General features: G+C 53.3%; 8 protein-coding genes. 5 read left to right on the forward strand and 3 right to left on the reverse strand.

The features are described 5' to 3' along the window. Nucleotides 1-57 precede the first annotated feature (57 nt). The 3 genes from HOL66_13730 (at nucleotide 58) to HOL66_13740 (ending at nucleotide 6,047) form a co-directional block, all read left to right on the forward strand. A complete protein-coding gene (locus tag HOL66_13730) occupies nucleotides 58-1,755 on the forward strand; it encodes a tetratricopeptide repeat protein (protein MBT5245292.1) in 1,698 nt (565 codons plus the stop codon). 93 nt (nucleotides 1,756-1,848) lie between these two features. Next, complete coding sequence (locus HOL66_13735) at nucleotides 1,849-5,187, forward strand: hypothetical protein (GenBank protein MBT5245293.1); 3,339 nt, start codon at nucleotides 1,849-1,851, stop codon at nucleotides 5,185-5,187. Between the two features lie 113 nt (nucleotides 5,188-5,300). After that, nucleotides 5,301-6,047 carry a DsbA family protein gene (locus HOL66_13740; GenBank protein MBT5245294.1) on the forward strand — a complete coding sequence of 249 codons (747 nt, stop codon included), beginning with the start codon at nucleotides 5,301-5,303 and terminating at the stop codon, nucleotides 6,045-6,047. 9 nt (nucleotides 6,048-6,056) lie between these two features. Here the strand turns inward: HOL66_13740 and HOL66_13745 are convergent, their stop codons facing one another. Further along, nucleotides 6,057-6,758 carry a PDZ domain-containing protein gene (locus HOL66_13745; protein ID MBT5245295.1) on the reverse strand — a complete coding sequence of 234 codons (702 nt, stop codon included), beginning with the start codon at nucleotides 6,756-6,758 and terminating at the stop codon, nucleotides 6,057-6,059. A gap of 19 nt (nucleotides 6,759-6,777) precedes the next feature. Beyond that, nucleotides 6,778-7,611, reverse strand: coding sequence for a DUF1849 family protein (locus tag HOL66_13750; protein ID MBT5245296.1), 834 nt, complete (start codon nucleotides 7,609-7,611; stop codon nucleotides 6,778-6,780). Between the two features lie 78 nt (nucleotides 7,612-7,689). Here HOL66_13750 and wecB point away from each other — a divergent pair, with 78 nt between their 5' ends. Both wecB and wecC read left to right on the forward strand, forming a co-directional pair. Then, nucleotides 7,690-8,823: a UDP-N-acetylglucosamine 2-epimerase (non-hydrolyzing) gene (wecB, locus tag HOL66_13755; protein MBT5245297.1), complete on the forward strand. Its 1,134-nt coding sequence runs from the start codon at nucleotides 7,690-7,692 to the stop codon at nucleotides 8,821-8,823. After that, nucleotides 8,753-10,063, forward strand: a complete 1,311-nt coding sequence (gene wecC / locus HOL66_13760; GenBank protein MBT5245298.1) for a UDP-N-acetyl-D-mannosamine dehydrogenase — start codon at nucleotides 8,753-8,755, stop codon at nucleotides 10,061-10,063. Before wecB ends, wecC begins: the two co-directional genes overlap by 71 nt. A gap of 1 nt (nucleotide 10,064) precedes the next feature. Here the strand turns inward: wecC and HOL66_13765 are convergent, their stop codons facing one another. After that, entirely contained in the window at nucleotides 10,065-10,874 is an 810-nt protein-coding gene (locus HOL66_13765; GenBank protein ID MBT5245299.1) for an alpha/beta hydrolase, read from the reverse strand. Nucleotides 10,875-11,066 lie beyond the last annotated feature (192 nt).

The raw sequence follows: 11,066 nt of genomic DNA on the forward strand, positions 1-11,066 counted from the left end.
ATGGCTGAGCGATTATACCAAGTAAACGTGTGAAGATAATTGCAGAAGAATGGACCGATGACTAAAAATTTCGACCTCAGGCTAAACGAGGCCCTTGACCAACACCGGGCTGGACGACCCGATCTGGCTGAACCGGTTTACCGGGAACTGTTCGAGGAGAACCCCGGGAACGCCGAACTCAACCACTTGTTGGGAATCATCGAACTGGCCAAGGATCACCATCAGGAGGCCGAAGTCTTCATCGCCCAGGCGATCAGGCGAGATGACACCAACCCCAAATATCACAACACACTGGGCGCCCTGTTAAGGGAAACCGGGCGCAATCAGGAAGCTGTCGAAGCGTATCAGATGGCCATTCGAATTGACCCGGGTTTTACACAGGCCCGTCACAATTTAGGCGAAGCCTTTCGCACCATGGGGAAAAATCGGGAAGCCGAAGACTGTTTTGTCGAAACACTTGAATCCGAGCCCGACAATGTGGACGCCCTGAATAATATTGCCGTCCTGCTCATGACCGACTTCCTTTATGAGGAAGCACTGGAACCGTTGCGCCGCGCCGCTACTTTGGCCCCCGATAATGCCAGAGTGTTGACCAACCTTCTTCAGTGCCTGGAACACATGAGTCTGCTGGCCGAAGCGTCAGAACTGGTGTTCAAGCTCGAAGCGACGGGACCTGTCAACGCCCGCGGAAAACTGATTACTTCGCGTATTGAGCGTCGCACGGGCCGGGAAGCGCAGGCAGCCAACAGTTTACGCGGCCTTTTGAAAACAAATTTAAAGCCCGGCATTCACTCTCAAATCCTTTTTGAACTGGGACATCTTCTCGACAGATCCGGTCAACCCGATGAAGCTTTTGATATTTTTACAAAGGCCAATACTCTGCAGCCATTGGAAGGTTCAGACCCGGCCCGCTATCGCTCCCGCGTGGCCCGGGACAGAAACTGGTTCACAGCGGAAAACCTGAAGCTCTGGGAGGATTCGACAGACGAGGACACGCTGGCACCGGTTTTCCTTGTTGGCTTTCCCCGCTCTGGCACCACTCTTATGGAACAGATACTGCGCACCCATCCGGGGGTCGTCAGCACCGGCGAAGCCTCACCTTTGGAAAGGCTCAGAAATTATCTTCATCAACAAGGAAATTATCCTGAATGTCTGGGCACCGCAAAGCCCGGGGATATTAAAAAATGGCAGGGTTTGTTCGCCGATTTCGCCCACGACATTATCGGCGAGCCTCTTGATGGGCGGGTGATGATCGACAAGACACCCCTTAATATCGCCGAGATGGGGCTCATCAACAGACTTCTACCCAATGCCAAAATCATAACCGCCTTGCGTGACCCCAGAGATGTTTGCCTGAGTTGTTTCATGCAGGGTTTTCAACCTGATGATGCGATGACAAATTTCAACGAGCTACAGTCCAGCGTTCAGCTTTATGAATTGGTCATGGAATATTGGCTGCATTGCCGCCAGAATATGGCGCTGCCATGGATTGAATTCAGGTACGAAGACCTGACTCGTGATTTCGAGGCTTGTTCCCGGCGTGTGCTTGATTTCATCGACATTCCCTGGTCCGACGACATCAAACAATACCGCGATGGCATTCTGGCCAGGCCAATCACCACACCCGGCTTTCGCGACATGACCATTCCGATGTATACTCACGCTGTCGGAAGGTGGTTAAAATACCGGCAACATCTTGAGCCGACCTATGAGCCGCTGGAACCCTTTATCGGTGATTTCGGCTACACTGAATAAGCGCTATCGCCCTTAAAAGACGTTAACCCTTTGTTTGCAGCAATCTGATAGACCGGCAAGATGGCTAACCGTATAAAAATAACGGCTTAAAGTATGACGAACGGATTGTTCCGGCGACTTCTGCGCGGCACCGTTCACCTGTTGGGTGGGCTGGGCGCCGGCTTGGCCATTATGATGGTCTTTTCGGCCTGGAAACTTTCCAGCGGGCCGATCTCGCTTGCTTTCCTGACACCCTATATCGAAAGCACCCTGGCGACATTCCACAATTCTTTACGCATTCGCCTTGATGACACCATTCTGACCTGGGCCGGCTGGGAAAGAACCCTCGATATCAGGGTCCTAAATGTGCGCGTGTTGGGCGAGGACGATGCCATTGTCGCCAGCGTTCCCGAACTTTCCCTGTCCCTTAGCGCCAAGGCACTGGTCAAGGGTATGGTCGCCCCAAAAAGCATCGAGATGTTCCGCCCCAGCCTGAAGGTAGAACGCCACCGGGACGGCACACTGGAAGTCGGATTCAATACGGAGTCACCGGCTTCGCAGGAATTCACGCAACTGATGTTCTCCGTGTTACTGGCCGAACCGGACCCGACCCATCCCATGAGTTTCCTCTCCAGGGTCAATATCTTCGATGCGGATATTCAGGTCTACGACCAAAGACTGGAATCGACGTGGAGCGCCCCTAACGCCCAGGTGCAGCTGTGGCGCACAGCCAGCGGCATCAAGGGGGATGTCACCATGGATGTTCTTGTTGGCGGCACCAAAGCCAACGTATCGGTGCTGGGGACATATTTAGCGAACGAGGGAAGATTTGATTTTGGCGTCGATTTCAACGCTGTCACCCCTGCCGCTTTCGCCGTCTTTTCACCGAAACTCTCCATGCTGGCCGGTATGGAGCTTCCTTTTCAGGGCACCTTGACGTTCTCGATGTTAAGCGACGGGTCTGTTGAAAGCTTTGGCTTTGATGTGGGCGCGTCAAAAGGGGCGTTGTCCATTCCCATTAAAACGGCGCAATCAATGGGCCTTCTTTCCCTGGCCCAGCGGGTCGAAGTCGCCGGTGTTGAATTCAGGGGTCGTTACGAGGGCAGCAACGAGAAAGTCGAAATCAATAGCCTGAATATCGACTTTGGCGAGGATGGGAAAATCTATCTGCCGGACCCTGTCAAACATGAAATGCCCATCAAAAACCTGAATGCCCGGGGCCGGTATTTGTGGAATACGTCGCGCCTTGAACTTGATGTTCTCGAACTTGATCTTAATGGTCCCAAGGCTTCCATCGCGCTCAACATGATTGGCGAGGAGGAAGGCGTTTCAATTGGCGCCAGCGGGGTTGTGCGAAACATGGAACCGGACAAATTGTCCCGCTACTGGCCGCGCACACTGGCCACGGATGCCCGCACCTGGATCATTGATCATATTTCAAACGGCCTGGTGCCAGAAGCCCGCGCCGCACTTCAGGTGCGGGCCAAAAAGAATGGCGATGTCGAAGTGCTGAGCCTGACTGGCGACATGAACATTCGCGGTGTCACCATCGATTATCTTCCGCCCATGCCCAAGGCCGTCAACGCCAATGCGACGGCCCGTTTCAACAAGAAGAAATTCGACATCTTCATCACCGGCGCAGAGGCCGAAGGACTGACCACCCGCAAGAGCATCATCTCCTTCAGCGGCATGGATCAGGTCGATCAATACGCGGACATGGACCTTTTCATTAAAGGACCCCTGAAAAATGCCCTGAAACTGATTGAAAGCGAGCCGCTTGGTTTCTCCTCTGCCATTGGCATTAACCCCGAACACGCCGAAGGAAACGCCGATGCCCATGTGAAATTGGGTTTTCTTCTTGAAAATACACTCACCACCGATGGCATCGATATTTCCGTCGCAGCAAAGATGCATGACGTCACCATCGACAACATCATTCTCGGTCAGGGAATCAAGGATGGCCAGCTTGACCTGAAAGTCAGCAAGCTTGGGCTTGATATGAACGGCGACGTCAAATTGGCGAACATTCCTGCGAACCTGCAATGGCGAAGGAATTTTGGCGACGACGTTCCCTTTCGGGCGCAGTACCAAATATCCTCGCACATCGACAACATCCGCAACCTGAGCGACCTGGGCATCGATTTGTCGCCCCTGCACGGTGAGTTTATCGAAGGCGGCGTCGGCGTCGATATTGGCCTAAGCACCCAGGATGACGGTACAGGCAAGGTTCAGGTTCGCCTCGATTTAAACCAGGTATCGCTCAACGTTCCTGCATTGGGCTGGACAAAGCAAATTGGTAGCGCAGGAATTGCCCAGGTCGACCTTGACATCGATGGCACCCGCTTGACCGACATTCCCCGGTTCTCGCTCGCTGCAGGTGATCTTAGAATCAATGGATCGGCCAGTTATGACGAAAACGGAACCGGTATTAGCAAAGTCGACATCAACCAGTTCAGCCTGAAACGTACAAATTTGGCCGGTGTTGTCATTCCTGGAAACGATGGCGGCTGGACGGTCAGTTTTCATGGCCCCAGTTTCGATCTGGCGCCAATGTTCGACGACCTGTTTAAAGGTTCACCTGATGAGGAGGATCGTTTCAACCTCAAACTCAGTCTTTCTGCCAAGGTCGACAAGGTCTGGATCGGCGACAAAAGGTATCTGAAACAGATTACCGGAACTTTTAACCGGGCCAACAACCGCTGGCGCGGTATTAGCGTTGATGGCGCGCTTGCTAACGGCGAGCATTTTCTTGTCAACCTGACGCCCAGCGGCAGGGGCAAGCGGGATATTATCATCACCGCCGACAATGCCGGTGACATGCTGCGCACCCTGGATGTCTACGACACCATGATCGGCGGCAATCTTGAAGTCAAAGCGACTTTTGACGACACCGTTCGTGGCCATCCTTTAGCTGGCAAGGTCCTGATCACGGATTACCGACTGGTCGAAGCACCCGCCCTGGCACGGCTGGTTGGCATTCTAACCCTGACCGGTATCGCAGATGCCCTGCAAGGCGACGGGTTATCGTTTAGCGAATTCAAGGCCCCCTTTGTGATGAAGGATGGCGTCATCGACCTCACCGACGTCAAGGCGACAGGGTTGTCGCTGGGCTATACGGCGAAGGGACGAATTTACAGCCATGCAGAAGTCTTCGATATCGAAGGCACGGTGGTTCCGGCTTACGCACTGAACAGTGTTCTGGGTAACATTCCGCTGCTTGGCACCTTATTTACGGGAACCGAAGAAGGTGGCGGTATTTTTGCTGCAACCTACAGAATGACAGGCCCCATGGAAAACCCGGAAGTGAACGTTAACCCGCTTTCAGCACTGGCCCCGGGAATATTCCGAAACCTGTTCGGCATTTTGACTGATGGCCCGAATTCTGACCTTGAAAACGCCGGCGCCGGAAAATCACAGGGCAAAAAACTCTTTGGCCCGACCGAGGGGTTATAACGAAAGCCATCACATTGTGGTGAAAGTTGCCACGCCAGGGCTTGTTTCCATTTGCCCGCTGACGCATTGTGTCGCCCGCGTAAATATTATTCAAATCTGAGGACTATTGTCGAATGCTGCGAAAATTCCTTTTATCCGCCTTCCTGATCGCCTCCGTTGTCGTTTCCGGTTCCGCCATCGCTGGTGATGAACTAAACGACGCCCAAAAAATGGAGGTCGAGAAAATCATCCAGGACTATATCGTCAACAATCCGGAAGTCCTGATGCGTGCGATGCAGGATTATCAAATGCGCCAGCAGGTCGAAAAACAGCAAAAAGCCCGCAATAACCTGATCACCCTGGCCGCCGATTTGAACAGCAACCCCGCATCCCCGGTGATCGGCAACCCTGATGGTGATGTCACTATTGTCGAGTTTTTCGATTATCGCTGCGGATACTGCAAAAAGGTTTTCCCGACCATTCAGGCGCTGCTTAAAGAAGACGGCAATATCCGTTATGTCCTTAAAGAATTTCCCATACTGGGGCCACAGTCTGTGATCGCCAGTCAGGTGGCGTTGGCCGTCTGGAACAAGGCGCCGGAAAAATACATGGATTTCCACTCCAGCCTGATGACGGTGCGCGGACAGTTGAGTGAAAAGAGAGTCCTGTCAATCGCCGAAGACCTGGGCATCAATGCCGGCATCATTGCCAAGGCAATGAACGAAGCACCGGTTACCAATGAGCTCAACAAGAATATGAGACTGGCGCAAAGCCTGGGCATCGAAGGAACGCCTGCCTTTGTCGTTGGCCAGGAACTGGCTCCTGGCGCCATTGGTATGGATGAACTGAAGCAAATGGTCGCGGCAGCCCGTAAAGGCTAAGGCAAGGGCTTATTTCACTTTCAGGATAGAAAACCGGAAACCGCCGATCCCTTCGACCAGCAACAGCAGGGACTTTCGTCCTTCCCCTTTGGCTTTGATATACATTTTAACCAGATCGTTAGGATCCCAGATTGGCTTCTGATTGACCTGATGGATGATCTCGCCACGTTGCAGGTCCAGGTTGGTCGCCTTTTCCGGATCAATCAGGGTGATGACGACGCCGGTCGACCCCCAGCGAATGCCAAACCTGTCACGCACTTTGGGGGTCAGGGCCGTCAGTGTCAGACCAATGGTCGGAAGGGATGCAAAAATACCTTTCTTGACCTGCCACGCAGGCGTCCATTTAACCGTCTTCATGGTCAGTTTGACGGCTTTACCTTCCCTGATAACGGTAATGGGAACACTGTCACCGGCCTTAAGTTCCCTGACCTTGGTAACCAGTTTTTCAAACGTATCGACATCACTTCCGGCAAACGAGACGATCATATCGCCACGATGAATGCCGCTTTTATCAGCGGGCCCGCCAAGAGCGACGTCACGGACGAGCACCCCTTCGGGCTTGTCGATGCCGATGGCGGCGGCGACCTTTTGTGATATTCCCTGCACCTGCATACCAACAAAGGCGGCCTCCTGGGCCCGCGCCGAAGCGGGCGCTGTTAACGTCACAAGCGTCATCAGGAAAAAGCCGTAAATCAAATTCTTTGGTCGCATAAAGGTTCCTTACCAAGATTCACTGACAATCAGGCAGCGCAATCTCCTCCAGGCTTTCCTGGGTCAGGATAACAGTAAAGTCCTGATAATCCAGCGTTAGTGTCGGCGTGATACCATTTTCGAGTTGCAGAATTTCAACTTCGTAATCGGGGGCCGATTGCTGGCTGTCCAATTCATAAAAGCCCATGCGAATTTTCCAGCCCGGTTGCTTCGATAGCGGTCCCAGCGCCGCGGCTTGCACCCCTGAAATATGATCACCGGATTTCAACTTCGGACCGATAAATGCGGTGACCTGTTGCGGTCCTTCACCGTCTGCACCATCAAAGACGGTCCGCGACACCTGTCGCTCGCCAGCCGAAGCCCGATCAATGAGCCACGCCGTATGACCCAAAGGAAACATCGTGCCTTCAGGGAGCGGAATTTTCCTGCCCTCGGGAATACGGAAATTGGCGTTTCCACTTCCATCGGAGCCATTCACAAGTGCACGGCCCCTGAAATCTTCACGCTGGCCATTGACGTTATTGGAAGCGAAAAACCGATACTTGTTGCCGTCATCAGATTCCCAGGCGGTAAAGCGTAAATCCTGTGCAATTTGCTCACCGCTGGTAGTGGAAAGGTCCATCTGCAACGTTTGCGACATGGTCCACCCTTCGCAAGTACGCTCCATGGACAGTCCCATATTGCCGCCAGCGCCGACAAAATCACTGCCCGAGCGCACGACCCCAAGCTTTAGTGAATAAAATGCCCGATGTGCAACCATATCGGCAGCAACCGCCACACTGGCACATGCCAGAGTCACAAGAACGAAAGCCGTAACGATGATGTTTTTAACGCTGATCCTGATATTATCCATAAACGGGACTTTACGGCAATTTTGCCTTTAACTGGAAGTGGTAGTTGCGAAAAAGCTGCTTTAACGATATCCAAGCGTATGAAAATTCTTAGCGTATTCGGCACCCGCCCCGAAGCCATCAAGATGGCCCCGGTCGTCAAGGCACTTGAGGCCGCCTCTGGCGTCGAGAGCGCCGTGTGCGTTACCGCCCAGCATCGCGACATGCTGGACCAGGTTCTGAACCTGTTTTCCATCACCCCGGAATTTGATCTTGATATCATGCGCGATAATCAGGACCTGACCCACATCACCAGCGCCGTGCTGACAGGACTGGGGGACGTGCTTGATACATACCAGCCCGACCGGGTTCTTGTTCACGGTGACACGACAACCACATTTGCCGCATCACTGGCCGCTTTTTACCACAAAATTCCCGTTGGTCATGTAGAAGCGGGGCTTCGCACCGGTGATGTGTTTGCCCCCTGGCCTGAAGAAATGAACCGGCGCTTGAGCGACAGCATCGCCGATATCTACTTCGCCCCGACCGATGGTGCCGCCAAGAATTTGCACCGTGAGGGCCACAACGATAGCGACATCATCATAACCGGCAATACCGTCATCGATGCTCTTTTGGATGTGACGGCAAAAATGAAGGATGATGATGTCCTGCAAGCCAGCCTCGGCGAACAGTTTCCGTTTCTCGATCCGGAACGCCGCCTGATTCTGGTTACCGGTCACAGGCGCGAGAATTTCGGCCAGGGCTTTGAAGACATCTGCCAGGCCCTGGCGACATTAGGCGACAGGGACGATATCCAGATCGTCTACCCGGTTCACCTCAACCCGAATGTGCAAGAGCCGGTCAACAGAATCCTGGGTGATAAAGCCAATATCCACCTCATTGAGCCACTCGACTATCTTCCCTTCGTTTACCTGATGGACCAAAGCTTTCTGGTCATCACCGATTCTGGCGGCATTCAGGAAGAAGCGCCATCTCTGGGCAAGCCGGTTCTGGTTATGCGCGACGTGACCGAACGACCCGAAGCGGTTGCCGCCGGGACCGTCAAACTCGTTGGCACAGATCCACAACTTATCGTCCGGGAATCTACACATTTGCTCGACGACACCGATGCCTACGCTATTATGAGCCGCGCCCATAATCCTTATGGCGACGGCAAGGCGGCCGCGCGCATTGTTGAAGAAATTATCAAACGAGGAAACGCCTGTGACGCTTGAGTTTGAAAAAATCTGTGTAATCGGCCTGGGCTATGTCGGTCTGCCCACCGCTGCCGTCTTCGCCAGTCGCGGTGTGCATGTTATTGGTGTCGATACCAACCCTGCCACCGTTGAAACCATCAACCAGGGCAAAATCCATATTGTCGAGCCGGATCTGGACATCATGGTCAACGGCGCCGTCAGTGCCGGAAAACTTAAAGCCACCGGCGCACCACAAACCGCCGACGCCTATATTATCGCCGTGCCGACCCCGTTTATGGACGATCACAAACCCGATCTCAGCTTCGTCAAGGCCGCCGCCCTGTCCATCGCCCCGGTGCTTGAAGCGGGGGCGCTGGTGATTATCGAATCAACCTGCCCGGTTGGCACAACGGATAAAGTATCAGAGTGGCTGGCCGCTGCTCGAAGCGATCTGAGCTTTCCCCATCAGGCGGCAGACGATGCTGATGTTCAAATCTCTCATAGTCCCGAACGGGTGTTGCCGGGCAAGGTGTTGCTGGAACTGGTCCGTAACGACCGGGTTATCGGTGGCATCTCCCGGCGTTGCGCCGAACGCACGGCGGTGCTCTATAAGATTGCCGTGGAAGGCAAGTGTCTGCTGACCACGGCGGCGACGGCGGAACTGGTGAAACTGTCCGAAAACGCCTATCGGGACGTCAATATCGCCTTCGCCAACGAACTGTCGCTGATCGCCGACAAGATGGACATCAATGTCTGGGAAGCGGTCGAACTTGCCAATCATCACCCGCGCGTTAACATCCTGCAACCCGGGCCCGGCGTCGGCGGCCATTGCATCGCCGTTGACCCATGGTTTATCGCCGATAGCGCCCCACAAGAAAGCCCGCTTATTCAGACCGCCCGCAAGGTTAATGACGGCAAACCTGGCCATATCGTGGGGAAAATCCTGACAGCCGCCAAACAAACAGGCGCGACAACGATTGCCTGTCTGGGCCTTGCCTACAAGGCCAACATCGACGACATGCGCGAAAGCCCGGCCGTCGAAATCACCGCCGCCCTCGCCGACAAATTTGATGGAGAAGTCCTCGTCGTTGAACCCAACAGCCCGGTCTTACCAGAAGCGTTGGACGAAGCAAAAGGCATCGAGTTGACCGATCTGGACACGGCTTTAAACAAAGCAGGCGTCATCGCCTTGCTGGTCGATCATCGGGATTTCAAAAGCATCGACAGAGGCCGACTCAAAGGGAAAGCTATCATCGATACACGCGGAATTTGGGACTGAATTACTGAGTAATAAAGGTGGCTATTTTTTTCACCGCTTCGGATTCCAAACCGTAATATCCGTGCTGCGAAAGGCCATCACAAGGATCTGACTTGCGCGCATTTCCCCCCTTGAGCAGGACGACTTCCACCCTCGACGCGTTCGACAGTTTTCCCTTCAACTTTCCTGCGTCCCCCGGCGGAGTAACCTTGCAGGTGTCTTTTGTATGGTAAACGATCAAAACAGGAATTTTAATTTTTTGCAGGGACAATCCGGCCACGCCATCGGGATACTTTGCCGTAAGCTTATCAAGCGCCTTTTCATGTTTGGGCTGGGTAACTGATGAGGTGAGAACCAACCCGGACACTTTATTCTTTTTCTTGATAGCAACACTGGCCGCCGAGAATGATCCCATGGATGTACCAACCATCCAGATCGGCACGTTCGATTGCTTTTTCATATAATCGATGACGGCGGCTATATCTAGGGCATGTTTCTGACCAATTCGGAACATCGCAGAATTTCTCTCCTTATCGGAAGGAACATCAACAAGGGCGACCATCAATCCATGCCCGGCAAATTTCCTAAACGTCCGGGAGAGAAAATTATTATCATTGTTTACGATCTTTCCCGAGCTCGATAGATACAACGAACCATCCCCGCCAATAAACAGGACGACCCCTGCCTTCGGGTTGTCCGGACGAACAAACAGGAAAGGTTGTTTGACCCCACGCTTCGATTCCACCTTGACCAGCTTCGCCTCAAGAGCAAATGCCGTAACTGGATGGACATAATAGGTGATCAGCGCGCATAAAATTACAATGACCCGCATATCGCGTTCTCCCCGGATGAAAATGTAGACGATTTTCAGATCGTTTGTTTCTACTCCGACTCATTGAGAAAGCGAAAAGTTCTTGCAAGACTCATTCGAAAGGATTCTTGTTGTCGGCATGATTCGCGCGAGATTTTTGAACACGACGGAACGGGCAGAGCTAACCGCGTTGGCACGGAGCGGCTTGGTCGA

The organism is Rhodospirillaceae bacterium (genome assembly GCA_018662005.1).
In the GTDB taxonomy this organism is placed as follows: domain Bacteria; phylum Pseudomonadota; class Alphaproteobacteria; order Rhodospirillales; family JABHCV01; genus JACNJU01.

Excerpts from the sequence above, each read along its gene's own strand:
- HOL66_13765 (MBT5245299.1), bottom strand. The coding sequence starts at position 10,874 with ATGCGGGTCATTGTAATTTTATGCGCGCTGATCACCTATTATGTCCAT.
- HOL66_13730 (MBT5245292.1), top strand. The coding sequence starts at position 58 with ATGACTAAAAATTTCGACCTCAGGCTAAACGAGGCCCTTGACCAACAC.
- HOL66_13740 (MBT5245294.1), top strand. The coding sequence starts at position 5,301 with ATGCTGCGAAAATTCCTTTTATCCGCCTTCCTGATCGCCTCCGTTGTC.
- wecC (MBT5245298.1), top strand. The coding sequence starts at position 8,753 with ATGGCGACGGCAAGGCGGCCGCGCGCATTGTTGAAGAAATTATCAAAC.
- HOL66_13745 (MBT5245295.1), bottom strand. The coding sequence starts at position 6,758 with ATGCGACCAAAGAATTTGATTTACGGCTTTTTCCTGATGACGCTTGTG.
- wecB (MBT5245297.1), top strand. The coding sequence starts at position 7,690 with ATGAAAATTCTTAGCGTATTCGGCACCCGCCCCGAAGCCATCAAGATG.
- HOL66_13750 (MBT5245296.1), bottom strand. The coding sequence starts at position 7,611 with ATGGATAATATCAGGATCAGCGTTAAAAACATCATCGTTACGGCTTTC.
- HOL66_13735 (MBT5245293.1), top strand. The coding sequence starts at position 1,849 with ATGACGAACGGATTGTTCCGGCGACTTCTGCGCGGCACCGTTCACCTG.